The organism is Pseudarthrobacter cremeus (assembly GCF_051857465.1).
Taxonomy (GTDB): Bacteria; Actinomycetota; Actinomycetes; order Actinomycetales; family Micrococcaceae; genus Arthrobacter.
In genome coordinates this window covers 1-26,497 of record NZ_JBPZHC010000002.1, presented here as the reverse complement: position 1 = coordinate 26,497, position 26,497 = coordinate 1, and the positions used below count along the sequence as shown (strand labels likewise).

20 protein-coding genes and 1 pseudogene are annotated in these 26,497 nt (G+C 66.2%); 9 read left to right on the top strand and 12 right to left on the bottom strand.

The features are described from left to right. Window positions 1-39: 39 nt before the first annotated feature. Window positions 40-2,094, bottom strand: coding sequence for a PxKF domain-containing protein (locus tag ACS5PJ_RS03820; protein ID WP_439433591.1), 2,055 nt, complete (start codon window positions 2,092-2,094; stop codon window positions 40-42). 299 nt (window positions 2,095-2,393) lie between these two features. Here ACS5PJ_RS03820 and ACS5PJ_RS03815 point away from each other — a divergent pair, with 299 nt between their 5' ends. The 5 genes from ACS5PJ_RS03815 to ACS5PJ_RS03795 all read left to right on the top strand — a co-directional run bounded on the left by ACS5PJ_RS03815 (window position 2,394) and on the right by ACS5PJ_RS03795 (window position 9,078). Beyond that, window positions 2,394-3,377 (top strand): ABC transporter substrate-binding protein, encoded by a 984-nt coding sequence (locus ACS5PJ_RS03815; RefSeq protein ID WP_439433590.1) that lies wholly within the window; start codon window positions 2,394-2,396, stop codon window positions 3,375-3,377. A gap of 101 nt (window positions 3,378-3,478) precedes the next feature. After that, complete coding sequence (locus tag ACS5PJ_RS03810) at window positions 3,479-4,084, top strand: TetR/AcrR family transcriptional regulator (RefSeq protein ID WP_439433589.1); 606 nt, start codon at window positions 3,479-3,481, stop codon at window positions 4,082-4,084. 138 nt (window positions 4,085-4,222) lie between these two features. Further along, complete coding sequence (locus ACS5PJ_RS03805) at window positions 4,223-5,740, top strand: aldehyde dehydrogenase family protein (RefSeq protein ID WP_439433588.1); 1,518 nt, start codon at window positions 4,223-4,225, stop codon at window positions 5,738-5,740. Further along, window positions 5,741-7,384, top strand: a complete 1,644-nt coding sequence (locus tag ACS5PJ_RS03800; protein WP_439433587.1) for a GMC family oxidoreductase — start codon at window positions 5,741-5,743, stop codon at window positions 7,382-7,384. Window positions 7,385-7,476: 92 nt separating this feature from the next. After that, entirely contained in the window at window positions 7,477-9,078 is a 1,602-nt protein-coding gene (locus ACS5PJ_RS03795; RefSeq protein ID WP_439433586.1) for an APC family permease, read from the top strand. On the opposite strand, the gene ACS5PJ_RS03790 is transcribed toward ACS5PJ_RS03795, so the two are convergent. The 7 genes from ACS5PJ_RS03790 to ACS5PJ_RS03760 are packed head-to-tail and all read right to left on the bottom strand — an operon-like array spanning window position 9,075 to window position 15,563. Continuing rightward, window positions 9,075-9,236: a hypothetical protein gene (locus tag ACS5PJ_RS03790; protein ID WP_439433585.1), complete on the bottom strand. Its 162-nt coding sequence runs from the start codon at window positions 9,234-9,236 to the stop codon at window positions 9,075-9,077. The two genes, ACS5PJ_RS03795 and ACS5PJ_RS03790, sit on opposite strands and share 4 nt — an antisense overlap. After that, window positions 9,233-10,609, bottom strand: a complete 1,377-nt coding sequence (locus ACS5PJ_RS03785; RefSeq protein WP_439433584.1) for an NtaA/DmoA family FMN-dependent monooxygenase — start codon at window positions 10,607-10,609, stop codon at window positions 9,233-9,235. The genes ACS5PJ_RS03790 and ACS5PJ_RS03785 overlap by 4 nt, the downstream gene beginning before the upstream one ends. Continuing rightward, window positions 10,606-11,748 carry an LLM class flavin-dependent oxidoreductase gene (locus ACS5PJ_RS03780; RefSeq protein ID WP_439433583.1) on the bottom strand — a complete coding sequence of 381 codons (1,143 nt, stop codon included), beginning with the start codon at window positions 11,746-11,748 and terminating at the stop codon, window positions 10,606-10,608. The genes ACS5PJ_RS03785 and ACS5PJ_RS03780 overlap by 4 nt, the downstream gene beginning before the upstream one ends. Next, window positions 11,745-12,593: a DUF1684 domain-containing protein gene (locus tag ACS5PJ_RS03775; protein ID WP_439433582.1), complete on the bottom strand. Its 849-nt coding sequence runs from the start codon at window positions 12,591-12,593 to the stop codon at window positions 11,745-11,747. The genes ACS5PJ_RS03780 and ACS5PJ_RS03775 overlap by 4 nt, the downstream gene beginning before the upstream one ends. Continuing rightward, a complete protein-coding gene (locus ACS5PJ_RS03770) occupies window positions 12,590-13,633 on the bottom strand; it encodes a transporter substrate-binding domain-containing protein (RefSeq protein ID WP_439433581.1) in 1,044 nt (347 codons plus the stop codon). Before ACS5PJ_RS03770 ends, ACS5PJ_RS03775 begins: the two co-directional genes overlap by 4 nt. A gap of 11 nt (window positions 13,634-13,644) precedes the next feature. Beyond that, entirely contained in the window at window positions 13,645-14,475 is an 831-nt protein-coding gene (locus ACS5PJ_RS03765) for an amino acid ABC transporter ATP-binding protein (protein ID WP_439433580.1), read from the bottom strand. Continuing rightward, window positions 14,472-15,563, bottom strand: coding sequence for an amino acid ABC transporter permease (locus tag ACS5PJ_RS03760; RefSeq protein ID WP_439433579.1), 1,092 nt, complete (start codon window positions 15,561-15,563; stop codon window positions 14,472-14,474). The genes ACS5PJ_RS03765 and ACS5PJ_RS03760 overlap by 4 nt, the downstream gene beginning before the upstream one ends. Window positions 15,564-15,863: 300 nt before the next feature. On the opposite strand from ACS5PJ_RS03760, the gene ACS5PJ_RS03755 reads away from it, so the two are divergent. From ACS5PJ_RS03755 to ACS5PJ_RS03740, 4 genes are all read left to right on the top strand, one after another. Then, window positions 15,864-17,822 carry an FAD/NAD(P)-binding protein gene (locus tag ACS5PJ_RS03755; protein ID WP_439433578.1) on the top strand — a complete coding sequence of 653 codons (1,959 nt, stop codon included), beginning with the start codon at window positions 15,864-15,866 and terminating at the stop codon, window positions 17,820-17,822. Between the two features lie 120 nt (window positions 17,823-17,942). Further along, a complete protein-coding gene (locus ACS5PJ_RS03750; RefSeq protein WP_439434103.1) occupies window positions 17,943-18,413 on the top strand; it encodes a GNAT family N-acetyltransferase in 471 nt (156 codons plus the stop codon). Between the two features lie 4 nt (window positions 18,414-18,417). Beyond that, entirely contained in the window at window positions 18,418-20,136 is a 1,719-nt protein-coding gene (locus ACS5PJ_RS03745) for a helicase HerA-like domain-containing protein (protein WP_439433577.1), read from the top strand. A 143-nt stretch (window positions 20,137-20,279) separates the two neighbouring features. Then, complete coding sequence (locus ACS5PJ_RS03740) at window positions 20,280-21,272, top strand: hypothetical protein (protein ID WP_439433576.1); 993 nt, start codon at window positions 20,280-20,282, stop codon at window positions 21,270-21,272. A 94-nt stretch (window positions 21,273-21,366) separates the two neighbouring features. On the opposite strand, the gene ACS5PJ_RS03735 is transcribed toward ACS5PJ_RS03740, so the two are convergent. The 4 genes and pseudogenes from ACS5PJ_RS03735 to ACS5PJ_RS03720 form a co-directional block, all read right to left on the bottom strand. Beyond that, complete coding sequence (locus tag ACS5PJ_RS03735) at window positions 21,367-23,397, bottom strand: NHL domain-containing thioredoxin family protein (RefSeq protein ID WP_439433575.1); 2,031 nt, start codon at window positions 23,395-23,397, stop codon at window positions 21,367-21,369. Continuing rightward, window positions 23,394-25,547 (bottom strand): bifunctional copper resistance protein CopD/cytochrome c oxidase assembly protein, encoded by a 2,154-nt coding sequence (locus ACS5PJ_RS03730; protein ID WP_439433574.1) that lies wholly within the window; start codon window positions 25,545-25,547, stop codon window positions 23,394-23,396. Before ACS5PJ_RS03730 ends, ACS5PJ_RS03735 begins: the two co-directional genes overlap by 4 nt. A gap of 114 nt (window positions 25,548-25,661) precedes the next feature. Beyond that, complete coding sequence (locus ACS5PJ_RS03725; protein WP_056341443.1) at window positions 25,662-25,949, bottom strand: HU family DNA-binding protein; 288 nt, start codon at window positions 25,947-25,949, stop codon at window positions 25,662-25,664. Window positions 25,950-26,179: 230 nt separating this feature from the next. Further along, window positions 26,180-26,377: pseudogene (locus ACS5PJ_RS03720) on the bottom strand (IS3 family transposase); the annotation flags it as partial. Window positions 26,378-26,497: the final 120 nt, after the last annotated feature.

Below are 26,497 nucleotides of genomic sequence, written 5' to 3'. Positions count from 1 at the left end.
CCGCATGGCCGGGCCTCTCCTGTCTGGTGGTATTCGTTCCTACTTCAGCTTGAAGCTGGCGCTGATGGAGGAGTAGCCGTCTCCGGCCCACATGGTGAGCCGGTAACAACTGCCCGCCACAGAGGGCGTCTTCCAGTTGTAGATGAACTGCCCGGCCGTGGCGTCGTAGCGGAGCACGGTGCTGCCGGTTGAGGTCGTTTCGACGTCATCCGTGAGATAGCCCAGCGAGCAGGTTATCGGCGCCATCGAAAACTTCATCAGGCTCGGGTCCGTGATCTCCTTGTCGCCCGCAAACACTTCGAACTTCGCCGGAACGGTGCTGCCGTTTTTGACGGTGTTCAGCACATTTCCCATGTCGATCGGCTGGTAGAAGCCCTTGATGGTCCAGGGATTTACTTTGTACGTCTGCGTTGCCTCCGCCGTATTGCCGGCCATGTCAGTCGCGGTGGCTGTCAGCGTGTGGGTGCCGACCGCCGTTCCCCCTCCGGTGACAACACAGCTTGCCGGACCGGACAATGAGTCCGAAGCCGTGCAGGTCGGGAAGACCGGGGTGGAGCCGTAGTAGACATCGGCGGTGGTTGAATCAAAGGTGGCTGTCGGGGCAGTCTTGTCGATCTTGAGTTCGCCCGATTTTGCTGCCCCCACAGCGCTGGTGTTGCCAGCCATATCTTCGAAGACGGGACTTTCAACCACTACCGCCGAGCCTTCGCCCGTCGAAGTGGCCGTCAGCGTTGCCGGTGATGCCAGTCCCGATATCAGGTCGCTGCCGGCGAACGTGGCTACAACATCCTCCTTGTACCAACCGTTGGCATTGGGAGTTGTTGGGCTAACACTGACGTATGTGACGTTGGGAGCCGTCCAATCGATATCGAAAGACTGGCTGGCAGCACCGGCCGCGGAGGAATTCCCGGCGACGTCCGAAAAAATGGGGCTCGCAACAGATACGCCGGCTCCTTGGCCTTCGGAGGTCGCCGACTTCGCGTTCGTAGTCAGTCCGGAGGTAGCGTCGGTGGCCGTGAAGAAAGCTGTCACGTTCGAGGTGAACCAGCCGTTCTTGCCCAACGTGCCGGTTGCGCCGGCGGCGTTGCTGACCGTTGGTGCGGTGCCGTCCTTCTTGATCGAAACCTTCACGGGACCGGCACTTCCCCCGCTGCTTGTAGCGGAGCACGTGTAATCCGTTGACGTCTGGTCCGCGGTGATCAGCTGGTCGACGCATCCATCGAGGTGGATGGTGCTCGGGGAGTCGCCGTCAGTCACCGTCCAGGCCAGGGCTACAGCGCTCTGGTACCACCCGTTGTCGCCATCAGGTGCAATGGGGCTAAGGGTGTAGTTGATCTCGGGCGCCGTCGCATCGGTGATGTTGTAGGTCACGGAACCCGACGCCTTGAGGCCACCTTTGTCCTCGTAGCTACAGCTGGCTGTCTGGGAACCGATTCCTGTTGCGGCATCGGTACCGATAATGTCACCTAGGGTGGCGGCGAATGAGCTCGTCCCGTCCTCAGCATCCACAACCTTGCAGATTGTTGATGGAACAGCACCCTTGGCATAGGACCCGCCGGTTTCGGTCCCGGAAATGGTCAGGACGGGCGCCGTGTTGGACGGCGCCGGGGCTGAAACGTCCACCCTGAACGCCGCGGGAGCGACATCAAACAACCCATTGGTGTTATTGCTGACAATGCTCGCAGTGACGCTGGCCGAGCCGGAGCTCAGGGGGGTGATGGTCAGAGTCTGCGAAAACTCGCAGCTGACGAACGTTGTTGTGGCGGGCGAAACGGTTGCGACCGCCGGATTGCTTGAAGCGAGGTTCAACGTCAAGGTCGTCTGTCCGGTAAGGTTGCAGCCTGGCTTCCCGTCACCGTTGTCCGCCCTCAGTGCGAGCGTTGTTGTTCCGACGGCCCCTCCGGCGTTCAGGGGCATCACCTCCGCAACTGAGTCAATGACCGCATCAAGGTTGTTATAAATGGTGTCCGCGTAGGCCACCCCCGCACTCGCCAACAGCAGGCTTCCGGCCGCTACCGCAGCCGCCGCCCTCAACCCTGCGCGCCGGGGCTGCCTGCCCGGTCCTGCGCCCACACTTACCGCTGAAAATCTCATAGAAATGCCCTCCCTCATGGCACTGCGGCCGGCCTGGACGCAACGTAGTTTCACCGTAATTGCCGCCGCCAAGGGGCACACGCGTAATGGGCACCTGTCTTTTCCGCGTGAGTACTCACATTCGACGACACCCTGCGGAGCACTACTTGGTTTGTGACCGCCCCTGACTCCCGGTTAACGGCCGTTACTCCCTGTATCGCACCGTTTCGGCGGCCTTTGATCCCGTGCCGGCACTCCCGGATAGTTGCTGCCACAAGCACAAATCCGGTGTATCACTGACGAACTTTCAAGGGGAAACCATGGCCGCATTCAAGACCAAACCGGCACTCGGGGCAGCACTGGCGGTGACCTCATTGCTGGCCCTTGCCGCCTGCTCGGACCCGGGCGCGACGGCGGCGTCAGCACCGTCGTCGGGCGCTTCCGCCAGCTCGGCCGCCACAGGCTTCAACCTGAGTCCCGAGCAGGACCGCGTCAAGGTGACTGTGGACGCCGCGGCCGCGGCACTGGTCCCGGATGCCATCAAAGCGGACGGCAAACTGACCGTGGTCTCCACCGGCGGCACTCCTCCGCTGAGCCTGTTCGCCACGGACAACAAGACCCTCATCGGGAGCGAGGTGGACATCGCCTATGCCGTAGGCGAGTCACTGGGGCTGGCGGTTGAAGTGCTTCCGGTGGCGTGGGCCGACTGGCCGCTGGGCATTGAATCCGCCAAGTACGAGGCCGTCCTGTCCAATGTCACCGTCACGGAAGCCCGCAAGGAAAAGTTCGACTTCGCCACCTACCGCAACGACCTGCTGGGCTTCTACGCCAAAACCGACTCCACCATCGGCGAGATCAAGGAGGCCAAGGACGTCGCCGGCAAACGCGTCATCGTGGGATCGGGAACCAACCAGGAAGCGATCCTGGTGAGGTGGGACGAGGAGAACAAGGCCAAGGGCCTGGCCCCGGTGGAGTTCCAGTATTACGACGACGACTCAGCCTCCCAGCTCGCCCTCCAGTCGGGCCGTGCCGACCTGACCTTCGGGCCCAACGCAGGCGCCGCTTACAAGGCTGCCAAGGATGGCAAGACCAAGGAGGTGGGCACGCTTAACGGCGGCTGGCCGCTGAAGGCCGAAATCGCGTTCACCACCAAGAAGGGAAACGGCCTGGCTGTGGCCGCGCAGGCTGCCCTGAACCACCTCATCCAGGACGGCAGCTACGCCAGGATCCTGGACCGCTGGGGGCTTTCTTCAGAAGCCATCCCGAAGTCCGAACTGAACCCGGCAGGCCTCCCCAAGAAGTAGGGAAGCCTTCCGACGAATGGGTCCCCCGCCGGGCATCAGCCCGGCGGGGGATTCCTCTGTGGAAAGTGCGCTGCCCCCGGGTTTGGCAATAGTCTGGCCAGATGGGGACAAAAACCGTGAACAAGGGCGAACAGGTCGACAGGCAGTCGCGCATTCTTGAAGCCGCACTCGATTTGCTGTCCCGCCACGGTATTTCAGGGGTGAGCATGCGGGCCGTGGCCCGGGAGGCCGGCGTCGCGCTGGGCCTGGTGAACTACTACTACGACGACAAGACAAGCCTGATCCGCGCGGCCCTGCGCAGCGTGGACGAACACGACCTCCTGCTCGTGGCACAGGACCCCGCCTCGGCCCCGGACGAACAGCTTCGCAAAGCCCTCCGGCGCGTTGCGGGCGCTGAACTGCTCACCACGAGGTATCTGTCCCTGCGCCTGCACCTGTGGGCGCTCGCCCAGGCCGACGAGGACTACGCGCAGATCAACGCTGCCGCCTTTGACCGCTACATCGACGGGCTTGCGACGCTGGTCTCCGATGCCCAGCCCGCGATGGCATGGGAGGAATGCCGGGCACGGGCCTCGGACATCGTGGTGATACAGAACGGCATGTGGCTGACCTCGCTGCTGGGTGTGGACAAGGAGTCCATCGAGCGAAGCATCGCCCGCACCGAAAGAATCGCCTTCGCCCCGCCAGGGGACGAAGCAAAGGACTAAGCCAACGGCAACGTAGAGCGCGCAGTCCAGGAGCGCTAAAGCGTCACGCCGTCCACCGGCGCAAGCACCGACAGTAATATTGAACGAGTGTTCAATCTACTATTGAACACTCGTTCAAAGTCCATTACTGTCCTCGGTATGACTTACGCCACACCATCCCAGCACGTGACAGCATCCACCCTGTTCATCAACGGCTCATGGGAGCCGGCAGCGTCAGGCGCGGTGCGCCACATCCACAACCCGGCCGACGGCGAACTGGCCGCCACCGTGTCCGAAGCCGGCCGGGAGGATGCCGAACGCGCCATCGCCGCAGCCCGCGCAGCTTTCGACTCCGGTATCTGGTCGAACGTCCCGGCACCCGAGCGCGGCGCCTTCCTGCTCAGGGTCGCCGCCGAACTGCGCGAGCGCCGGGAAAAGTTCGCCCGCGCCGAATCACTCGACACCGGAAAGCGGATTGCCGAAAGCCGCATCGACATGGACGACATTGCCGCCTGTTTCGAGTACTTCGGCAGGATCGCCGGGCAGCAGGCGGGCCGCATCGTCGACGCCGGGAACCCCGCCGTCGTCAGCAAAATAGTCTACGAACCCGTGGGCGTCTGCGGCCTGATCACCCCGTGGAACTACCCCCTGCTCCAAGCGGCATGGAAGATCGCACCCGCCCTGGCCGCCGGCTGCACCTTTGTCCTCAAGCCCTCTGAACTGACCCCGTCCACCGCCATCCTGGCCATGCAGCTGCTACAGGACCTCGGACTGCCGGACGGAGTCGCCAACCTCGTCACCGGACCCGGCGCGGAGGCGGGCGCACCGCTCTCGGAACATCCCGCCGTCGACCTCGTCTCCTTCACCGGCGGCCTGGAAACCGGCAAGCGCATCGCCGCGGCCGCAGCCGGAACGGTGAAGAAGGTGGCGCTGGAACTTGGCGGCAAGAACCCCAACGTGGTGTTCGCCGACGCAGACTTCGGCGCTGCCGTGGACAATGCCCTCAACGGTGCCTTCGTCCACTCAGGGCAGGTCTGCTCCGCCGGGGCGCGGCTGGTGGTGGAGGAATCGATCGCCGAACGCTTCGTGGACGAGCTGGTCCGCCGCGCACAGGAAATCCGGCTGGGCGGCCCGTTCGACGATGCCGCAGAAACAGGGCCGCTCATCTCGGCGGCCCACCGGGACAAAGTCCACGCCTACGTCGAGCGCGGCATCGACGAGGGTGCGCGGCTGCGGTGCGGCGGTGCGGTGCCTGTTGGTGAAAAGTACGACGGCGGCTTCTACTACCAGCCGACCGTCCTGGACCGCGTCGAGAGGGGAATGTCCGTGGTCACCGACGAGGCGTTCGGCCCCGTGGTCACCGTGGAAACCTTCCGCACCGAGGACGAGGCCGTAGCCACTGCCAATGACACCATCTACGGGCTGGCCGGCGCGGTCTGGACCCAGGACGCCGGCAAGGCGCAGCGCGTGGCATCCCGGCTGCGGCACGGCACCGTCTGGATCAACGACTACCACCCCTACCTGCCCCAGGCCGAGTGGGGCGGCTTCGGCCAGTCCGGCGTCGGCCGCGAACTTGGCCCCACCGGTTTGGCCGAATACCAGGAAGCCAAGCACATCTACCAGAACACCAGTCCTCAGGTGACCGGCTGGTTCGCTGACCACAGCAAGGAGAACTAGATGCACTTCGATAACATCGAGGACCTCGGCGAGCGCGCGTTCGACTACATCGTCATCGGCGGCGGATCCGCCGGGGCGGCAGTGGCCGCGCGGCTGAGCGAGGACCCGGACGTGACCGTGGCCCTGGTGGAAGCCGGCCCGGATGACCGCAACATCCCCGAGATCCTGCAGCTTGACCGCTGGATGGAGCTGCTGGAATCCGGCTACGACTGGGACTACCCGGTGGAACCGCAGGAGAACGGCAACTCCTTCATGCGCCATGCCCGCGCCAAAGTCATGGGCGGCTGCTCCAGCCACAACTCCTGCATCGCGTTCTGGGCTCCGCGCGAAGACCTGGACGAGTGGGAATCCAAGTACGGCGCCACCGGCTGGAACGCCGACGCCGCCTGGCCGCTCTACAAACGGCTCGAGACCAACGAGGACGCCGGCCCGGACGCGCCGCACCACGGCGATTCCGGCCCCGTGCACCTGATGAACGTGCCCCCGGTGGATCCTGCCGGCGTCGCACTTTTGGACGCCTGCGAGCAGGCAGGTATTCCGCGCGCAAAGTTCAACACCGGAAAAACCGTGATCAACGGCGCCAACTTCTTCCAGATCAACCGCCGCTCGGACGGCACCCGGTCCTCCAGCTCCGTTTCCTACATCCACCCCATCATCGAGCGCCAAAACTTCACCCTGCTGACCGGCCTCCGCGCCCGCCAGCTGGTGTTCGACGCCGGCAAGCGGTGCACCGGCGTCGACGTGGTGGACTCGGCCTTCGGCCGGACCCACCGGCTCTCCGCGCACCATGAAGTCATCCTCTCCACGGGTGCCATCGACTCGCCCAAACTGCTGATGCTTTCCGGCATCGGCCCGGCAGCGCACCTTAAGCAGCATGGGATTGAGGTCCTGGTGGATTCCCCCGGCGTGGGCGAAAACCTGCAGGACCACCCCGAAGGCGTGGTCCAGTTCGAGGCCAGGCAGCCCATGGTGCAGACGTCCACCCAGTGGTGGGAGATCGGCATCTTCACCCCCACCGAGGACGGCCTGGACCGTCCGGACCTGATGATGCACTACGGCTCCGTCCCGTTCGACATGAACACCCTGCGCCACGGCTACCCCACCACGGAAAACGGCTTCAGCCTCACCCCGAACGTCACGCACGCCCGCTCCCGCGGCACCGTCCGGCTGCGCAGCCGCGACTTCCGCGACAAGCCCATGGTGGATCCGCGCTACTTCACCGATCCTGAGGGCCACGACATGCGGGTAATGGTGGCCGGCATCCGCAAGGCCCGCGAAATCGCAGCCCAGCCGGCCATGGCTGAGTGGGCCGGACGTGAACTATCGCCGGGCATCGAGGCGCAGACGGATGAGGAACTGCGGGACTACATCCGCAAGACGCACAACACCGTGTACCACCCCGTGGGCACGGTCCGGATGGGCCCGGCCGGCGACGGGATGTCGCCTTTGGATGCCGGCTTGCGGGTCAAGGGCGTCACCGGACTGCGCGTCGCCGACGCCTCAGTCATGCCCGAACACATCACCGTCAACCCCAACATCACCGTCATGATGATCGGCGAGCGCTGCGCGGACCTTATCCGTGCCGACCGGTCCAGCGAAACCATGGCCACGGAAGAAATGGAGCTCACTGCGTCCCTCGCCTGAACGGCAAGGTCCCCCGGCGGCAGGGCATCAACGTTCCATGCACCACGGCCGGCCGGTCATCACTATCGTGCTTTTCTGAATTAGGAGTCCACATGGCGGAACCCAGCAAGAGTATTGATTCAAGCGGTATGGACGAGTTTGGTTACACGCAGACCCTGGACCGGAGCATCGGCAAATTTGCCAGCTTCGCGGCGGGCGTCAGCTATATCTCCATCCTCACCGGTGTTTTTCAACTGTTCTACTTCGGTTTTTCCATGGCCGGCCCTGCCTACGCATGGTCCTGGCCCCTCGTCTTCGCAGGCCAGCTGATGGTGGCGCTGTGCTTTGCCGAACTGGCGGGCCGGTACCCCGTGGCCGGCTCGGTGTACAACTGGGCCAAGCGGCTCTCGTCCGGGACCTCCTCCTGGCTTGCCGGCTGGCTGCTGATGCTGTCCTCCATCGTGGCGCTCGGGTCGGTGGCATTGGCCCTGCAGCTCACCCTTCCGCAGCTGTGGTCCGGTTTCCAGTTTGTCGGTGACGGCACCGGCCCCTACGACTTCGCCATGAACGGCGTGGTGCTGGCCACCATTATGATCACCATCTCCACCCTGATCAACGCGTTCGGTGTGAAGCTGATGACCAGGATCAACAGCATCGGCGTTTTTGTGGAGCTGACCGCGGCCGTGCTGCTGATCCTGGCACTGGGCTGGCATGCTGTGCGGGGGCCTGAGGTCTTCTTTGACACCGCCGGTTTCGGGGAAAGCCACGATCTCGGCTTCTTCGGTGTCTTCCTGATCGGTGCCATGGCGTCCGGTTATGTGATGTACGGCTTTGACACCGCCAGCTCCCTCGGCGAGGAAACCAAGGACCCCAAACGGACGGCACCCAAGGCCATCCTGCGCGCCATCACGGCCTCGTTCGTGCTGGGCGGCCTGATCCTGCTCTTTGGCATCCTGGCCGCACCGGACCTCAGCGACCCGAAGGTGGGAGAAGCCGACGGCGGCCTGCAGTACATTGTGCTCTCCGTCCTGGGCGGCCCTTTCGGCAAGGCCTTCCTTGCGTGCATCGTGGTGGCCGTGGTGGTCTGCACCCTCGCCGTCCACGCCGCCGCCATCCGCATGATGTTCGCCATGGCCCGGGACAACAACCTCCCGTTCAGCCGGCAGCTCAGCAAAGTGGACCCGGTCCGCCGGACCCCCGCCGTTGCGGCCATCGTGATCGGCGTGCTGGCCGTCATCCCGCTGCTGGTCAACGTCATGCAGCCGGCGATTTTCACGATCATGTCCAGCATCAGCATCGTGCTGATTTACCTGTCCTACCTCCTGGTCACGGTTCCCCTGCTGCGCAACCGGCTCCTGAAGAAGTGGCCCCTCGCGGCAGACGGCTCCGAGCCCGGCTTTTGCATGGGCAAGTGGGGACTTCCCGTGAACATCCTCGCGGTCCTCTGGGGCGGCGCCATGACGCTGAACCTGGTCTGGCCGCGGGCGGAGATCTACAACTCGGTGCCGCCGTTCGAGTGGTACCTGCAGTGGGGCGGGGTGATCTTCGTGGCGGCGGTGACCGGCGGCGGGGCTCTCCTGTACCGGCTGAAGATCCGCCATCAGACGGGCGTGCTGGCCGAGCACGCGGCGGCCGTCTCTGCGCATCCGTCGTCAGGCTTGGCGCACGCCGAAACGCCGGCTGGTGCCCACACCGTGGACGCCACAGTTTCCTAGAGCCGCTGTTCCCACACCGTCAGGCTGAGCATGATGCTCCCCACGGAAGGTTCGACGGCGGCACTGTCCGAAGTGCCGCCGTCGAGCACCCCGGCAAAGCTGCGGCGCACGGTCCTGAACCGGCACCGCAGCCACCCGCCGAGGCGGTCCGCGCTCATGAGGCGTGGACCGCCTCGGCGGTCTCGTCGGCAGTACGCGCCGGCGTCTCCAGCCCGAGGTTTTCCCGCAGCGTGCCGCCCGCATACTCCGTGGGGTAGACGCCGCGTTCCTGCAGTTCGGGCACCAGGTGGTTCACGATGTCGTCCAGGCCGGTGGGGACCAGCCACGGTGAGATGTTGAAACCGTCCACGGCGCCCACCCGGGCGTACTCTGCCAGCTGGTCCGCCACGGCCGTGTACGAACCGGTGAAGGTCGCGTCGATGCGCGCGGTCTTCGAGGTGACGAACTGGCGGATGGACAGGCCCTTGTCCTTGGCCTCCGCCCGCCACTGGTCCGCCAACTGGCGGGCCTTCGCACCATGGAAACCGCTGCCGCGGGTCTCGGAGGTTTCCTCCACCACGGGGTCGATGTCCGGCAGGGGGCCGTCGGGATCGTATGCGGACAGCTCCCGGCCCCAGAACTGCTCCAGGTACGCCACAGCCTGTTGCGGGCCGATCTGCAGGCTGCGCACCCATTCCTTCTTCTGGGCCGCTTCCCCGGCGGTGGGCGCCAGGATGAACTCGCTGGCCGGCATGATCTGCAGGGCGTTTGCGCCACGGCCTGCAGCGAGCGATCGCGCCACCAGGTCCTTGCGGAACTCCAGGGCGTCATCGAACTTGGGATGTGCGGAGAAGATGACGTCCGCCTGGCGGGCAGCGAAGTTCCGGCCCTCGGGTGAGTCGCCGGCCTGGAAGAGCACGGGGCGGTACTGGGCACTGCGCGGCAGCCGCGGCGTCACGTCCACGGTGTAGTGCTGCCCTTCATGGAGCACGCGGCGCGCCGGCCCCTCAGGGGTTTCCCACGAATCCCAGATCCGCTTGGCAGTTTCAACGAACGCTTCGGCGTGCTTGTAGCGGTCTGCGTGGTCCAGGTATCCCCCGCGTCGGAAGTTTGCCCCGGTCCAGGCGTTGTCCGTAGTCACGATGTTCCACGCTGCGCGGCCGCCCGAAATCAGGTCCAGTGAGGCGAGCCGGTGCGCCAGGTCAGCAGGATCGTTGTACGTGGTGTTCTGGGTGGCCACCAGGCCGATGTTTTTGGTCACCGACGCCAGGGCGGCGAGCATGGTCTGGGCGTCCGGCCGGCCCACCACGTCCAGGGCGTGCGGGCGGGCCAGGTGTTCACGCAGGCGGAGTCCCTCACCCAGGAAAAACGCCGCGAACAGGCCGCGCTCTGCGGTCTGGGCGATCCGGCGGAACGACTCGAAGTCGGTCTGGGAGCCGGATTCGGCCGCCTTCCAGATGGTGCCGGAGTTGACGCCCTGGAAAAAGACGCCGAACTGGATCTTGCCCGACGGTACAAAAGAATCGGATTTAGCACGGCTGTGCTGTGTCATGGTCTCCCCTTGGTTTCCGGCCGCACTGGCCGCGTCTGAGTCTGCGCTGAGCCTGCGTCTGCGTAGCGGCTGGCCGGGCGCGCCAGGCCCAGCAGGTCGCGGAAGGTGCCGTCCTGCACCGGCGCCCGCAAGACTCCCCGGCGACGAAGCTCCGGCAGCACGAGGCTGCTCAGCTCCTCCAGGTCAACGAAGAGCGACGCCGGGTGGAGACGGACGCCGTCGGCCTCGCTCAGCAGCTCCGCGAGGAGGTCCGCGAGGCCGGCTGCCGTGCCGGCGTACCGCGCGCGGCCGCCGTCGGCGCCGTCGGCGCCGCCTGCCAAGCCCCCGGCCCGCTCAGCCGCGGGCAGGCCGCGGGAGTCCAGGACGACGTCGAGCTCGGCGATGACCGCCACGGCGCCGCCCAGCCGTTCCCGGACATCGCGCATTTCGGCGGCGAGAAGCTCAGGCGTCGGCGCGGAGACGAGGACGGCGTCCACGGCATCCGCCCGAACCTGTCCACTGCCCACCAGGGACGCGGCCGCCAGGACGGGCAGCTGCCCCTGCAGTGGCCTGGGAATGATGGAGGGGCCCTTCACGGAATACGCCGGCCCGGCAAAGCCCGCCGGGGTATCGAAGTCCGCATAGTGCAGCTTGTCCACGTCGATGTACCGGCCGGTGGGAACGTCGCGGATCACGGCGTCGTCCTCCCAGGAGTCCCACAGCCGGCGGGACACCTCGATGGAGGCGGCCGCTTCCTGTCCCCGGGCGGCGCCGCTGACATCATCACGCCCGACGGCGGCAGCGGCCTCGGGCGATTCCGCGGCAGTGGCGATCCACCCGGCGCGGCCACCGGAGACATAGTCCAGGCTCGCCAGCTGGGTGGAGACGTGGAACGGCTCGGTGTAGACGGTGTCCACTTCGGGGACCAGTGCGATGGTGCGGGTGACCGGTCCGGCGTAGGCGGCGCGCTGCAGCGCGTTGACCCGGCCCGGAACGGGCCCATCCGTGAACGTGGCCACATGGAATCCCGCGCTCTCAGCAGCAAGGACGGCTTCTCCAAGGCTCGCAAACTCCCCGCCGTCCCACCCTGCGCCATCGAGTTCGATCGCCAGGAATCCGGCACGCGCCGCTTGGTTGGCATTCACTTCTGTTGTGCTCACTGCTGGTCCTGACGTTCGTAGGGAATCTTTTCCCCGGCTTCGATGGCCACCGTGAGCCGGTTTTCGGCGGGCGGCAGCGGGCACGTGGCCAGGTCGGTGTAGGCGCAGGGCAGGTTCACCGCACGGTTGAAGTCCAGCGCGACTGACCCGTCCGGGGCCGGCGCTTCGACTGTCAGGGACCGGTTCGCGGCATAGGTGGTCTTGCCGGACGTGGCGTCGGTGAACAGGACGGACAGGGTGCCCGGGGCGTGGCCGTTGAACGCGGTGAGGGTGAGGTCCTCGCCGCCAAGGCTGAACCGGATCTCTCCCGGCGCCTCGTAGACGTGCTGGATGCCTTCGACAGCAGCTCCCACCGTGGTGCGGCGCGGCTTGTCGAACGGCACGAACGTACCGGTCACGGCATAGCCTGCGTCCGGTTCGTACGCCGGCGTCCCCGGATATTCGGTCAGCAGGGCATTCTCCGGGTGCCGCGGCCGCACGATGTATTCGCCTCCGCGCCTGGCCAGCTCGATGACCGTCTGGCCGGAGCGCAGGTTGATGGCGCCGCGTTCGGCAATGGGACCAAAGGTGAGCGACGCGCCTGCCGCGCCGTTTAGCTCCTCGCCGTCCCGTTCCAGGGTCTCGCCTGGCTCCAGAACCAAACGGACGACGTCGTTCTCCACACTCCAGGTGCCCGGGGCACCTTCCAGCCGGGTGGGGCCGGCGCCCAGCCAGTGCAGGTGGGTGACGGCGAGGAAGCCGTGCGGATCGGCCCGGTGGCGTTCGTGGGCTGCGTGCCACTCCTGCCAGGCTGCGGTGAAGGGGTCTAAAATTTCGAATGTTGTCTCAGTACGTAGGGCGTTCATGATGCCTTCCCTGATGGAGCCGGGGTGGCCGCGGCCTGGGCCGCCGCGAACGATTCCTCGGTGACGGTCTTGGATTCGGGCAGCGCCTCCTCCGAAAGTCCCCAGCGCTCCAGGACTTCCGCGTAGGAACCGTCCTTGATGGCAGAATTCAGCGCCTCAGTGAGCACCGGAGCCAGCCCGTTGCCCCGGAGGGTTGTGGCCGCCACGAGTGTCTCCGAAGGCCAGCCCGCGTTCACCTTGCCCACCACTTTCAGGTCATCGCGGGTGTTTTCGCGGTACACGGTGGACGGGTAGGGGGCGATGTTGAGGTCGGTCCGGCCGGAGGAGAGTGCCAGGATGGTGTCGGCGTCGGTGGAGTAGTACTGCAGGACGGCCGGAGCCTTGCCCTTTCCTTCGAGTTCCTTGTTCCAGGCGAGCAGGATCTTCTCCTGGTTGGTGCCGGAGCCCACGGACACCTTCAGGCCGGAGATGTCGTCCGCGCCCTTGATGTCGTAGGTGGCGGATTTCCTGGCCTCGAAGCCCATGTAGGCCGCCCGGTACGTGGCGAAGTCGAACAGCTTCACGCGGTCCTTGTTGACGCCCACGTTGGAGAACACCGCTTCGAAATCGCCGGACTGGGTCTTCAGCGGCCAGTTCTCCCAGGAGGTGATCTGGATGTCCAGTTCCAGCCCCAGTTTGTCCGCCACGAGCTGGGCGAGGTCCAGCTCCACACCGATCGGCGTCTTATCGTCGGTGGCGTGGAAGGACAGCGGAATGGACCCTGCCGTGGTGGCCACGGTCAGCTTGCCGTCCTTGCCGATCAGCTCCGGAACCTTGGCGGCCAGCGCCGCGTCTTTCCCGGCCCGGATGCGCTGCTGGTCCGGGGCGGTGTTGTACACCACGCCATTGCGTGCCGCCGTCGTGACTGCACTGCCGGCCGCTGAAGCTCCCGGGTCCGCGCACGCGGACAGTGCTGCCGTTCCAAGAAGTACGACGGCGGGCAGCGCGGCCAGGGAGCGCACGCGGCCTGCGCTGAAGTGGAAGCTTGCGAAAGATGCCATGGGGAGTTCCTTTAGATGTTGAAGGCAGGTTCGAGCACTTTGGAGAAGAAGCTCCGGGTGCGTGGTTCCTGGGGGTTGGTGAAGATTTCCTGGGGACTGCCCTGTTCCACGATCTGGCCCTCGTCCACGAACACCACGGTGTCCGCCACGTCGCGGGCGAACCCCATCTCGTGCGTGACGATGATCAGGGTGGTGCCGGATTTCGCGAGTTCGCGGATGACGTCCAGCACTTCGTTCACCAGCTCCGGGTCCAGGGCCGACGTGGGCTCGTCGAACAGCAGGATCTTCGGGTCCAGGGCCAGCGCACGGGCAATCGCCACACGCTGCTGCTGGCCGCCGGAGAGCTGGCGGGGGTAGGCACCGGCACGGTCCTTCAGCCCCACCCGGTCCAGAAGTTCGAGCCCGCGGCGGCGGGCTTCCTCCTTGGAACGCCCCTGCGCGACGACGGGCGCCTCGGTGACGTTCTCCAGCGCGGTCAGGTGCGGAAACAGGTTGAAGTTCTGGAAGACCATGCCGATTTCGGTGCGCTGCTTCAGGATGTCCTTCTCGCGCAGCTCGTGCAGGCGCCGGCCCCGGACTTCGTAGCCCACCAGCGTCCCGTCGATGGCGATATGGCCGCCGTCGACCTTTTCCAGGTGGTTGATGGTGCGCAGCAGGGTGGATTTTCCCGAGCCGGAGGGACCCACGATGACGGCCACTCCCCCGGGCTCGACGGTCAGCGTGATGCCTTTGAGGACTTCGGTGGTGCCGAACGATTTGCGGACCTTCGTGATTTCCACCAGGCCACGGGTGGTTTCCGGGGCAGGGGCAGTTTCCGGGAGGCTGTGGGTGGCGGTGCTCATCGCGGGCTCCTTGCACGGTTGGGTGCCACGGCGTGCGTGGCGAAGAATTTCCGGGCCTTCTGCAGCGGTGTCAGCGGGAGGCTGCGCACAGCGCCCTTGGAGTAGTGCCGTTCGATGTAGTACTGGAAGACGCTCAGCACCGAGGTGATCACCACGTACCAGAGCGTGGCCACCAGGAGCAGCGGGAGTACCTGCTGGGTGCGGTTGTAGATGACCTGGACGGTGTAGAACAGCTCCGAATAGGCCAGGACGTACACAATCGAGGTGCCCTTGACCAGGCCGATGATCTCGTTGAAGGCCGTGGGCAGGATGGCGCGCATGGCCTGCGGGAGGACAATCCGGGTGGACCGCCGCCAAGCCGGGATGCCCAGCGCGGCGGCCGCCTCAAGCTGCCCCTGGTCCACGGAGAGGATGCCGCCGCGGATGATCTCGGCCGAGTAGGCCGCCTGGTTCAGTGTCAGGCCGAGCACTGCTGCCGCAAACTGGCTGATCAGTGTGGTGGTCTGGACTTCGAAGAATCGGACGTCCGTGAAGGGAATGCCCAGGCTGATCTTCTCGTAGAGGTAGCCCAGGTTGTACCAAAGAAGCATCTGGACCAGCAGCGGGGTGGAGCGGAAGATCCACGAGAAGGTCCATGACACCGAGACCAGCAGCGGCGAGGCGGACAACCGCATCAGCGCCAGGATGAAGCCCAGGACAAACCCGAGCAGCCCGGAAATGGCGGTCAGTTTCAGCGTTTCCAGGAGCCCGTTGACCACGGACTGCGCGGTGAACCACTGGGCCACCACGCCCCACTCCCATCTCGGGTTGGTGGCGAGCGACCAGGCGATGCCGAATACTCCCAGGGCCACCAGTGCCGTTCCCACCCAGCGCCACGGGTGCTTGGCGCCCACCAGCGGGAAGCCGGAGTAGTCGGTGGCCGGCTGCCGGGGTCCAGGTCCGGACGGGCCGGACGTTCCTGCCCCGGCCGTCCCCGCCCGGGCATTCCCCTCCACACGGGCTGCCGGGTCGGCTGACTCAGGTCCGGTGGCCGGCCCTGCTGTTGCCGACTCTGCCGGCCGGGCCACTTTGGTTACTGCTGAACTCATGCGCCACCTCGCTTCTTCACTGGCTTGTGCGTCGCGGCATGTATCCGCGCCCTGGTCGCCGGAGCCTGTTGGTCCGGGTGTTGGCTGCAAATCTAGGGCTGCGCGGAAAGGGGCAGCAAGGCGGCGAGTTGCATTACTTCACCGGGCTTCGCACGGGGTCATGAGTCGGTTTTTGACGTCCTGTAACGCCCGGCGACGCGGAGTTAAGGGGCATTACCGGCCCCTCGACCGCCGTCGGACAGGCTGCCTAGCATGGGCACTCAACCCAAGGCCAGCACACCGTCCCGATCAGGAGTACCCATGCCAGCGAGCGCACCATCGGTCGTCTTTGTCGGCGGCGGACCGCGCACCGCCGGAGTACTCGAGCGGATGGCCGCCAGCCGCCCCGGGCTGTTCGCGGGTCCGCTGGACATCCACGTGGTGGAACCGTACGAACCGGGCTCCGGGCGGATCTGGCGCTACGACCAGCACCCCGGGCTGATGCTCAACTCAGCGGCCGCGGACGTCACCATGTTCACCGATTCCTCCGTGGAATGCGAAGGCCCGGCCGTGAACGGTCCCGGCCTCGCCGAGTGGGCTGCCGGGGTCCTGGACGGCTCCATCACTGACGTTCCTGACTTTCCGCTGTCCCTCCGCCGCCAACTGCAGTCCCTCACCGGGGAAACGTTCCCCACCCGCCAGCTGAACAGCCAGTACCTGGAGTGGTTCTTCCGCCGCACGGCTGCTGCCCTCGGGGGAAATGTGACGGTGCACCGCACCACTGCTGTCGCACTTGAGCCTTCCAACACTGCGTCCGACGTCGGCCCCCACCTCGTGCGTCTGGCCAACGGCGGGACCCTGCGCGCCGACGTCGTGGTCACCGCGCTCGGCCACACCGACTCCCGGCCGGATGCCGTGTCGGCGACGTGGGCCGATTTCGCTGCCCGGCACGGCGGTTTCCACGCGCCGCCCAGCTACACCACCGACGTCGACTATTCAGCCATTGCCCCGGGCCAGGACGTGATCGTCGCCGGGATGGGCCTCGCGTTTGTGGACCTGCTGGTGCTGCTGATGGAGGGGCGCGGCGGCCGGTTCGAGGAAATGCCCGACGGCGGCCTGCGGTACCGTGCGTCCGGACGCGAGCCCCGGCTTTGGGCCGGTTCGCGGCGCGGGGTGCCCTACCACGCCAAGATCTCCGCGACCCTTCGCGGTGAGGCGCCCGGCGCACTGCGGTTCTTCACTGCCGGTGCCCTGGACCCGCTGCTGGAACGCCATCCTGAGCTGGATTTCCACGACCATCTCTGGCCGCTCATCGCCAAGGAAGCCGGCTACGGCTACTACCGCGAACTGTTTACCGGCAGCCCGGAGCGGGTGAATGCGGGCTGGTTGGAGTTTGCCGCCCGCTTCGAGGAGCTCGACTGGTACAGCAGCGCCAGGAAGGAACTGGTGGCGGAGACCGTGCCCGATCACGCCCTGCACCTTGATTTGGAGCGGCTGGACCGCCCGTTCGCCGGGCGGCAGTTCGCCGGCGCCGCCGAGGTCCAGGCAGCGGTTGCGGGCTACATCGAGCACGATCTCGCGCTTCGCGACGGTCCGGACCACCCCGAAACCATGGCGCTGTTCCTGGCCCTGCTGAAGGTCTACATGGAGCTGGGCCGGATGATCCCGGCCGACCGCCTTAATGCCCGTTCCCAGCAGGCCGTGCATGGCTGGTGGCACGGCTTCTTCAGTTTCGTGGACTCCGGGCCGCCGCCCCGCAGGCTGCGGGAAGTGCTGGCCCTGCAACGGGCCGGGCTGCTGAGCTTCCTGGGGCCGGGCCTTGCCGTTACTGCGGATGAGTCCACCGGTGAGTTTGTGGCAGGCTCACCGCAGGCTGGCTTCAGCATCAGGGCGACGGCGTTCATCGAGGCGCGCCTGCCGGCCACGTCGGTGGCCCGCTCGCTGAACCCGCTGCTGGCATCCCTGCACCACTCCGGGATGGCCAGCGAGCAGCAGCTCCTCACCGCCGACGGCATCCACTCCACCGGAAAGCTGCTGGTCTCGGACCGGCACGAGCTCCGGGACCAGCAGGGACGGACCGCCGGCCGGCTTTTCGGTGTTGGTCCGGGAACGTCAGGCTGGGGAGCGGGCGCCTTTGCCCGGCCAGGCACCAATGCCGCCCCGTTCCGCGAAAACGACGCCCTGGCCAGAACGGTACTGGCTGTCGCCGCGGGCCTGGCGTCGGCACCATCTGCCGGGCAGGACGCGCCCGCCGAACCAGTCGCCGCCGGAAGGACCTGAAGCATGAACGTAAAGACCAGCACTCCCCCGGCGCAGGGCAGCCCAGTGGCGGCTCCCGGGGCTGCACCGCGCCAGCCGGCGGCCCTCGATCCTGCGGCGCTCACGGTGCTGAACCTGCCCATGCACGATCCGCGTGTGCGCCCGCTCCTGGACGGGCTCGCCGTGGAATACGACTCCCGCTACGGAGACCTTTTTGGCCGCGGCGCCGCCGCGGACGAGCTGAACCGGTACCCGGCGTCGGAATTCGAGGGACCCGGCGGAGCGCTGCTGGTGGTCCAGGAGAACGGGGCCTCCGTCGCCGGCGGCGCATTCCGGTTCCACGGCCCGGGGACGGCGGAATTCAAGCGGATCTGGACGCACTCCGCGCACCGCCGTCGGGGGCTGGCCCGGCTGGTGCTGGCCGAACTCGAAGCCCTGGCGGCGAGGCGCGGGTACACCCGCGTCTATCTGACCACCGGCCCCCGGCAGCCCGAAGCGAAGCACCTGTACCTCACATCCGCTTACGAGCCGCAGTTCGACCTCAACGAGGATCCGGAAGCCGTCAAGTCGCTCGCCTTCACCAAGGATCTCCCGGCACCCCGGCTAAGCTAGCCGCATGGCCAACAAATCCACTGCAGAGAAACTCGCCACCATCCAGAAGGGGTACACCCTGGAAGGTGCCACCATCGAGCTGGGTGCCGCCATTGTGGACGGCGAACTCCACAAGGAAGCCCAGGTCCGGCTGCCGCTTGCCATGATGAACCGGCACGGCCTCGTAGCCGGCGCCACAGGAACCGGCAAGACCGTCACGCTGCACATGATGGCGGAGCAGCTGTCCACAGCCGGCGTTCCGGTCTTCCTGGCGGACATCAAGGGCGACCTCTCCGGCCTGGCCACGGCGGCCACGGGCAGCGAGAAACTCACCGCACGTACTGACAGCATCGGCCAGGCATGGGCCGGCAAGACGTTCCCGGTGGAATTCCTTGCCCTCGGCGGCGACGGCAACGGCATCCCGGTCCGGGCCACCATCACCTCCTTCGGCCCCATCCTGCTCTCGCGCGTCATGGAGCTCAACGACACCCAGGAATCCAGCCTCCAGCTGATCTTCCACTTCGCAGACAAACAGAACCTCGAACTCGTTGACCTCAAGGACCTCCGCGCCGTTATCCAGTTCCTCACCTCGGACGAAGGCAAGGACGAGCTTGAGGAACTGGGCGGCCTCTCCAAGGCAACCGCCGGCGTCATCCTGCGCGAACTGGTGAACCTCGAGGCGCAGGGCCTGGAGAAGTTCTTTGGCGAGCCTGAGTTCGATACCGCCGAACTGCTGCGTACCGCTCCGGACGGACGCGGCGTGGTCACGTGCCTGGAACTTCCCACACTGCAGACCAAACCGATGCTGTTCTCCACCTTCCTCATGTGGCTGCTGGCGGACCTCTTCGAGGACCTGCCCGAGGCCGGTGACCTGGACAAGCCCAAGCTCGTGTTCTTCCTGGACGAGGCGCACCTGCTGTTCAACGGCGCCTCCAAGGCCTTCCTGGACGCCATCACCACCACAGTCCGGCTGATCCGCTCCAAGGGCGTGGGGATCTTCTTCGTGACGCAGACCCCCAAGGATGTTCCCGCGGACGTCCTGGGCCAGCTGGCCAACCGCATCCAGCACGCCCTGCGCGCCTTCACCCCGGAGGACGCCAAGGCCCTGAAGGCCACCGTGTCCACGTTCCCGGTCAGTGACTACGACCTTGAAGAAACCCTGACCTCCGCCGGGATCGGCGAGGCAGTCATCACCGTCATGAACGAGAAGGGCGCGCCCACGCCGGTGGCGCTCACCCGGCTGCGCGCCCCGGAGTCCGTCATGGGCCCCAGCACCGACGATCTGGTCAAAAGCACGGTGGCAGGATCGGCGCTGCTGGCCAAGTACGGGACGGCGGTGGACAACGTCTCTGCCTACGAGAAGCTCACCGGCAAGGGCGCAGCGCCCACCGGCGATGCCGCTCCCGGTGGGCCCCCGGTCCCGGGCAGCGCTGGCGGCGGGCAGGCCGACGTCGATGCCGAGGCCCGCCGGATCGAAGAGGAGATCCTGGGCCGTCCCAGCAGCCGCCCTGCCTCCGCACCGGACCGCGGCGCCGGCCCGGATGCGGCTTCGGAACGTGCACCCCGACGGCGCGCGCCCGAACCGGCAGCCCCGGCAGGTGGCGGAATGATGGGCGATCTTGCCGGAGCCCTGGGCGGGGCCTTGGGCGGGGGCCTCAAAAGCATGGTCCGGTCCATGGGCACCCAGCTTGGCCGGGAACTGCTCCGCGGCGTGTTCGGCACCTCGTCCCGGCGCCGCCGCTAGGCAAAACCGCACGATGCCCCATGGCCTGGACGCCCGCCGTCGGCCGTCAGGAAAGCCGCCGGTAAGACCGCCACACGCCGCCCAGCGGGACGGCGGCCACACCGGTGTTCAGCGGGCTTGCAGGTAACGTAAGGGAAATGCAGATGAGTCAAGCGTTGGTGAGGATAGCGGCCGGGTGGCTGCTTGGCCTCATGCTTGCTGTGGCTGCCGCCATCCTTGGCATCAACGTGGTGAACAATACTGTGGCAAGTCCGCAGCAGCCGGTCCGGGAATATCTGGACGCGCTGCACGACGGTGACGGCGGAAGGGCGCTGGGCCTCCTGCGGGCCACCGTGCCGCCCAGTAACGCAGCCATGCTGGACGGAACCGCCCTGCAGACGGCCGCCTCCCGGTTGGCGAACGTGACCATCGGCAGCCCGGAGGAACGGGCGGAGAACCAGGTGATGGTGCCGGTCCAGTACACCATCGACGGCAGCCGGCTCCGCAGCGAGTTCCTCTTGGAGAAGACCGGCACCGAATGGCTGTTTTTCAGCACCTGGGCGTTCGTGCCGTCGCAGCTGCCCACGGTCAACGCCACCGTTGTCAACGCCAGCGAGGCCACCCTCAACGGTGTTCCGGTGAATATGCCCGGCGGCCGGAATACGTTTGCGGTCTTTTATCCTGGCGAATACGAGGCATCACTGAACGGTCAGTACTTCGCAGCGCCGGCCACCCGGGCAACGGTTACCTCCCGGGATGTCCCGGCTGCTCCGTTGAACCTGCTGACTGCGGCCACGGACGAACTGCGGAAGGACGTCGGGGCGAAGGTGAACGAATTCCTGGACGCCTGCGCCGCCGAGGCGGTCAAACAGCAAAAGCTGCAGCCGGACTGCCCCTTCTACTTCGCCAGCACCAACAATGTGGACGATGGCACCATCAAGTGGCGTATTACGAAGTATCCGGAGATCTCCATCGAGCCGTTCGACGGGCGCTGGGTGGTGGCTCCGCTGGACGGGAAGGCCCACGTGGAAGCGGTCCAGCAGAGCTCCTTCACCGGCGCCTGGTTCCCGCTGGACGAAGAGGTGGACTTCAGCTTCACCACCCGGCTGGACGTCGCCGGCGACACCATCAAGGTCACCCCGCTCCTGACCTACTAGGCCTTCAGCGGCCTGCCGCGGCGCGCAAAGGCTGCCTCCCGTGACAATGAGGTCACGGGAAACAGCCTTTCAGCCCAACGAACGGCGCCGGTGGTCAGTCCATTCCGCGCAGGTCCAGCACCAGCTCCGTGTCGCCGTCGTTGGTCATGAGAACGGGAATGCCCCAGTCCTGCTGGTAGAGGTGGCAGGCGGCGTGGTCCGGGATCTCGCCGTCCTCTGTCTCCGGGCCGTCGCAGGCGGCGGCCCGGGCGGTGATGTGCAGAACGCCCTCCGGGACGTCCGATGCGAGTTCCAGCGTGCGGAGCAGCCCAACGGAGGTTCCTCCGCCGGCCACGAGAAGCTCATGCGGTGTGGAGGAGATCTTCAGCTGGGTGGGATCGCCCCAGCGGTCGTCCAGCTTCTGGCCCGTAGGTGCAGTGAAGCGGACCGTCAGTTCGAGCAGGCCGGGGGCAATCGGGCTCTTGGGCCGGTGCGTCTGGGCCGCGCCCTCGTCCACCTGCTGCGCTTCCTTGGGGATCGGCACGTACACGAGCTGGTGCTTGTTGGCCTCCACCACAATCAGCAGCGGCTCGGCGCCGGCCGCCTGGGTGTGGTCCACAATGACGTCCGACGGCTCAGCCAGTCCCCGCGCGAGCGTGGACACAGTCTTGGTGGCCGGATCGTAGCGGCGGACGGCGCCGTTGTAGGTGTCGGCAATGGCGACGGATCCGTCGGGCAGCACGGTGACGCCCAGCGGATGCTGCAGGCGGGCGTCGGAGGCTGCGCCGTCACGGAAGCCGAAGTCGAACAGGCCCTTCCCCACGGCGGACTCCACGGTGACGGTCCCGGCGTCGTCGATGACCAGCTTGCGGAGCGCAGAGGTCTCCGAGTCGGCCACCCAGATGTTGCCGTCGGCGTCCTCGGCGAGGCCGGAAGGCTGGGCGAACCATGCCTCGTGGGCGGGGCCGTCCTGCAGGCCTTCCAGGCCGTTGCCGGCCACGATCGCCACGGCACCGGTGAGTGGGTCGAAGCTGAAGATCTGGTGGGTGCCCGCCATGGCGATGACGACGGCGTTGAGCCTGGTGGACCAGACAACGTCCCACGGCGAGCTGAGGGAAACCTCCAGCGGGTGCTCGGTGAGTTTCCCCGTGAACCCTGCCGCGTCTTCGTCCACGCGCGCCGGCCCGGTTTCGAGCAGGCGCTGCACGCCGCTTCCCACGAGGGTGGTGGCTGTCCCGTCCGACAGGGACAGTCCGCGGAGGCGGTGGTTAACCGAGTCGGCGATGACGACGTCGTACCCCGTCTTTGCTGCCACGTCTTCCGGGAGCAGCACCAGGCCCTGCGGTTCGTTGAACTGTGCGGTGGGCTTGAGGGAGTCTACGGTGGCGGCGGGGCCGTCGGCATGGCCCTTGGTGCCCGAGCCGAACGTCTCCAGCACGGTGTGGAAGTCGGTGCCCAGTTCCACGAGGCGGTGGTGGCCGGTGTCGGTGACCAGCCACGAGCCGTGGGGGGCGGCGTTAACGGAAGTGGCGCCGTCGGGGGTTCCGCCGTCTGAAGCCCCGTTGGCGCCGGTGCCGCGTCCGGCCGGCAGGAACAAAGCCTTACCGGGGAACCGCAGCGTGCCGGAGGTTGCTTCCGGGGCGACGTAGGGGCCGGAGCCGCGGTGCAGCGTGCCCTTGGCCTCGTGCTCGGCGATCAGTTCGGGGATGAGCACGGCCAGGCCGTCAGCGTGGCCTTCGCCGGAGAGGTGGGCAACGATGTAGCCCTCGGGGTCGATGACCACCAGGGTGGGCCATGCGCGGGCCGTGTAGGCCTTCCAGGTGTCCAGCTCGGGATCGTCCAGGACGGGGTGGTGGATTTCGTAGCGCTCCACTGCCGCCGCCAGCGCCACGGGATCGGCCTCGTGTTCGAACTTGGGCGAGTGGACGCCGACGGTTACCAGGACGTCGGAGAACTTCTCCTCGAGGGGCCGCAGTTCGTCCAGGACGTGAAGGCAGTTGATGCAGCAGAAGGTCCAGAAGTCGAGCAAAACGATTTTGCCGCGCAAGGCCTCCAGGTCCAGCGATTTGCCGCCGGTATTGAGCCAGTTGCGGCCCACCAGTTCGGAGGCGCGGACCCGGTGTTGCGTGCGTACGGTTTCGCTCATGAGCGTCCTTCCAGCTTTGAATTGCGTTCAGCCAGCTTGGCATCGCGTTCAGCCAATTTGGCAAACATATCGTTGTAAGCAGTCAGATCGGCGTCGTTATTCCTGTCCGCCGCGCGGTCCACCCGCTTGGTCTCGCGCGCATCGGAGCGGGACCACATGATGGCGACGCCGATTGCCACCAGGAGTGTGGGTACTTCACCGATGCCCCAGGCCACTGCGCCGCCCATTTGCTGGTCCAGGAGCGCGGAGGGTCCCCAGGCGCGGCCGAGGTTGCCGAAGTAGTCCGCCGCGAGGAGGTTTGTTCCGCCCATGATGGCCACACCGAAGAACGCGTGGAACCCCATGGTGGCCAGCAGGAGAAGCAGCCTCATGGGGTATGGCGCACGGCGGGGCAGCGGATCGGTCCCGATCATGCTCAGGATGAAGATGTATCCCGTCAGGGCGAAGTGCACGATCATCAGCTCGTGGCCCACGTGTTCGCGCATCGCAAACCCGAACGCCTCTGAGTAGTAGAACAGCACGATGGAGCCGGCAAAGTTGGCGGCCGCGAAAATGGGGTGGGTCACCAGCTGTGAGAACTTGGAGTGAATGAACACCAGCAGCCACTCGCGCACGCCGCGTGAACCGTCGTTTCTGGCCGGCAGGGCGCGCAGCGCCAGTGTCACCGGCGCGCCGAGGACCAGGAAGATGGGGGCCACCATGGTCAGCGCCATGTGGTCCACCATGTGCGCCGAGAAGAGGATCCGGCCGTAGACAGCGGGCGGCCCGGAGGTGATGTACGTCAGCACCAGCAGCCCGATCACCCAGTTCACGGAGCGGAACCACTGCCATTTGTCGCCGCGGCGGCGGACCTTGGCAACACCGAGGATGTAGGCCACCAGACCGAACAGGACCACTGCGATCCAGAGCCAGTCCAGGCGCCATTCCGTAAGCCAGCGCCCGGGGGTCAGCTCTGGGGGCAGCTCGTATCCGGTAAGGATAAAAGCCGGCGAGGCGTCAGGAGCAAAGGTGGTGGGCTGGGGTGGTGCCGAACGGCTCAGTGCGACGGCGACGCCAGAGGTTGCTCCCATCACCAGGAGTTCCACAACCACCAGCTGCCAGAGGACCCTTCGCGATGCAAACGCCGAGCCTTTCCGGCCCAGCTGGGGAATGACCCACTGCCGGTGCATAAAACCGATGCCGCCAAGGAACAGCGTGGCCGCAGCCTTCACCAGGATCAGCTGGCCATAAGGGGAACCGAACAGATCATTCCAGTTCGTGACCCGGATGCTGGCGTTGATCACTCCGGAGGCGAAAACCAGGGCGAACGCGAAACCAGCCAGGGCTGAGAAGCGCCGCAGCGTGGGTTCTGTGATGTCCGCGGCCGTTCCCGCCTTCTGGCCCGTGAGGATGCCGGACAGCATGGCAAGCAGGATGATGCCGCCGACCCAGGTGCTGACTCCCACGAGGTGCAGCCCCAGGGAGTTGATGGCACCCTCGTGGTCCGAAGAGCTCGACGAATGGCCGATCAGAGCGGCCGGAACCAGTCCGGCCAGCGTCAGGATCAGCGTGAGGGCAAGGCCGCCCAGGGACCTGACGCCGAACAGAGCCGTCGTCACCACGGCGGCGATGATGGTGACGCTGAGCCATGCCCGGCCGGTCTCGATGTCCGTCATGAAGTACACCAGGGCCCGTGTGAATTCGGCATCCCCGGACAGCCCCTGCCCTGCCACGTCCGAATACGTGAGGACCAGCACGGCGATAGCGGAAAGCGTCCAGACGGCCCCGGCGGCGGCGGCAATGGCCAGTGCCCGGGCGAATGCAGGGTGTTCCGGAGCCTCGCCATCATGATGCCGGGAACGGGGGCCGGAGGTCCTGGGCAGGATGCCGACGGCGAAAATCAGTCCACCGATGACTGTGGCCAGGGAAACGTTGTGGATGGCCTTGCTGACCGGAAGCCCCCAGCGGACCAGCGCTCCCGGATCCGAGACTTCACGCACTGCTGCTGCACCGGAGAAGAGAAGAGCGACTGCCAGCCCGACAAAGAGTGCTGCGAGTCCTGCGAGCTGCCACGGCCGGGAAATCCCCAGGGTTCCGGCACCCGCGGCCGAGGCGCTCTTCTGAGGGGCGGGCTGTGGTGCTGCGGGACGGGACTTTGCTGCGGAAGGCACCTATCCATTGTCCGCTACCGGCGCCCACGCGGCGAATCGGCCGAACGGCGAATTGGTTAAAGCAGTGGAGCGGTGAGCGCACGGTCACCGCTCCACCCATGTTGCTGAAGAAGACTACTTCTTCTTGGCGACAGCAGCCTTCAGCTTGGAGCCTGCGGTCAGCTTGACGCTGTGGCCGGCGGCGATCTGGATGGTCTCGCCCGTCTGCGGGTTGCGGCCGGTGCGAGCTGCACGATCGGTGCGCTCAACTGCGAGCCAGCCCGGGATGGTGATCTTCTCGCCGGCGGCGACGGAAGTCTCGAAAACCTCGAACAGTGCATCGAGGACGGAGTTGACGGCTGCCTGGCTGGTGCCGGCCTTGCCTGCTACCTCTGAAACAAGTTCACTACGGTTCTTAGCCATTGATGTCCTCCTGGACGGTCACGATTCTGGAGCCTGAACGCGGCATGCGTGCAAGCCACTGTTCGAAAACTTACCAGCTTGGGCCCGCGAGGTCCGCAAATTCCGCGTGTTTCCGCGACTTTTTGACTTAAATCACCGGTTTTTGGGGGATTCCCCGGCGAATTCCGCCCGTAGCGGACGCTCTCTCACTTTTGAACTGGTCCCCGATAGTTGGACTGGCTAATGGGATTCTAGGCTGCGAGGGTCTGGGCCCGGTATTGCACCGGACTCAGGCCCTTGAGCTTTGTGGAGATTCTTTCGTTGTTGTACCAATGGATGTACTCGTTCAGTGCCGTTGCCAGTGCGTCGGTGTGGAGAAAGCGGACGTGGTGGAAGAGTTCTTCCTTGAGGTGACCAAAGAAGTTCTCCATGACGGCGTTGTCGTAGCATTATCCGGCTAATATGCCGGGATGCCGGGGATTGGCCGGTTAAGGATTTAGCTGTTTCGGGTGGTCAGTTTCCGGAGCTGTTCTTCGTGGCGCCTCACGCTGGTGGCGAGGGTGTCGAGT

What these genes read in the sequence shown, in the direction of transcription:
- ACS5PJ_RS03760 (WP_439433579.1), bottom strand. Translation starts at nt 15,563, where the DNA reads ATGAGTTCAGCAGTAACCAAAGTGGCCCGGCCGGCAGAGTCGGCAACA.
- ACS5PJ_RS03765 (WP_439433580.1), bottom strand. Translation starts at nt 14,475, where the DNA reads ATGAGCACCGCCACCCACAGCCTCCCGGAAACTGCCCCTGCCCCGGAA.
- ACS5PJ_RS03805 (WP_439433588.1), top strand. Translation starts at nt 4,223, where the DNA reads ATGACTTACGCCACACCATCCCAGCACGTGACAGCATCCACCCTGTTC.
- ACS5PJ_RS03800 (WP_439433587.1), top strand. Translation starts at nt 5,741, where the DNA reads ATGCACTTCGATAACATCGAGGACCTCGGCGAGCGCGCGTTCGACTAC.
- ACS5PJ_RS03795 (WP_439433586.1), top strand. Translation starts at nt 7,477, where the DNA reads ATGGCGGAACCCAGCAAGAGTATTGATTCAAGCGGTATGGACGAGTTT.
- ACS5PJ_RS03815 (WP_439433590.1), top strand. Translation starts at nt 2,394, where the DNA reads ATGGCCGCATTCAAGACCAAACCGGCACTCGGGGCAGCACTGGCGGTG.
- ACS5PJ_RS03770 (WP_439433581.1), bottom strand. Translation starts at nt 13,633, where the DNA reads ATGGCATCTTTCGCAAGCTTCCACTTCAGCGCAGGCCGCGTGCGCTCC.
- ACS5PJ_RS03790 (WP_439433585.1), bottom strand. Translation starts at nt 9,236, where the DNA reads ATGAGCGCGGACCGCCTCGGCGGGTGGCTGCGGTGCCGGTTCAGGACC.
- ACS5PJ_RS03810 (WP_439433589.1), top strand. Translation starts at nt 3,479, where the DNA reads ATGGGGACAAAAACCGTGAACAAGGGCGAACAGGTCGACAGGCAGTCG.
- ACS5PJ_RS03745 (WP_439433577.1), top strand. Translation starts at nt 18,418, where the DNA reads ATGGCCAACAAATCCACTGCAGAGAAACTCGCCACCATCCAGAAGGGG.
- ACS5PJ_RS03820 (WP_439433591.1), bottom strand. Translation starts at nt 2,094, where the DNA reads ATGAGATTTTCAGCGGTAAGTGTGGGCGCAGGACCGGGCAGGCAGCCC.
- ACS5PJ_RS03735 (WP_439433575.1), bottom strand. Translation starts at nt 23,397, where the DNA reads ATGAGCGAAACCGTACGCACGCAACACCGGGTCCGCGCCTCCGAACTG.
- ACS5PJ_RS03740 (WP_439433576.1), top strand. Translation starts at nt 20,280, where the DNA reads ATGAGTCAAGCGTTGGTGAGGATAGCGGCCGGGTGGCTGCTTGGCCTC.
- ACS5PJ_RS03775 (WP_439433582.1), bottom strand. Translation starts at nt 12,593, where the DNA reads ATGAACGCCCTACGTACTGAGACAACATTCGAAATTTTAGACCCCTTC.
- ACS5PJ_RS03755 (WP_439433578.1), top strand. Translation starts at nt 15,864, where the DNA reads ATGCCAGCGAGCGCACCATCGGTCGTCTTTGTCGGCGGCGGACCGCGC.
- ACS5PJ_RS03785 (WP_439433584.1), bottom strand. Translation starts at nt 10,609, where the DNA reads ATGACACAGCACAGCCGTGCTAAATCCGATTCTTTTGTACCGTCGGGC.
- ACS5PJ_RS03725 (WP_056341443.1), bottom strand. Translation starts at nt 25,949, where the DNA reads ATGGCTAAGAACCGTAGTGAACTTGTTTCAGAGGTAGCAGGCAAGGCC.
- ACS5PJ_RS03750 (WP_439434103.1), top strand. Translation starts at nt 17,943, where the DNA reads ATGCACGATCCGCGTGTGCGCCCGCTCCTGGACGGGCTCGCCGTGGAA.